The following is a 383-nucleotide window of genomic DNA, read 5'->3' as shown; positions in this document are numbered from 1 at the left end:
GGTTTGAAACGGTCACTATTGAAAATGGGAGAACAATACCATTGTTTTATTGACAATGGCCGACAATGTTATGAATTTGATTTTTCCAAACACAGTTTTAACGGTTCGGAAAATAAAATTCCTGCGAAAGAAGAAGCATCCAGAGGCGATATTAAAACCAGATTTACAGTCACTCGGATATATAGTGAAATACAAGGTGAAATTAGCAATAGGAGATGGTTGGAAAACGCTCTTGCCGGCTTTAAAGACAGATATTCTCTTTATTTTTCGAAAGGATTTGAAATAACAATAGATTATAATGGAGAATCCATGGGCTTAATTACTTCGAGTTTGCCCGGAATCAGAAGAAGCGGGCCTGTCTCTCCGACTTACCAGAAAAAAAT

The 383-nt window shown here is 36.8% G+C and carries 1 protein-coding gene; it reads left to right on the top strand.

Annotated elements, in window-relative coordinates; genetic code table 11:
- Positions 1–24: 24 nt before the first annotated feature.
- On the top strand, positions 25–383 hold a 359-nt coding region (locus HMPREF2954_RS12040), incomplete at its 3' end, for a hypothetical protein (RefSeq protein ID WP_141755608.1).

The organism is Neisseria sp. HMSC067H09, from assembly GCF_001814135.1.
Lineage (GTDB): Bacteria > Pseudomonadota > Gammaproteobacteria > Burkholderiales > Neisseriaceae > Neisseria.
The sequence above is the reverse complement of the archived record's forward strand: the minus strand, read 5'-3'. Positions and strand labels throughout refer to the sequence as shown.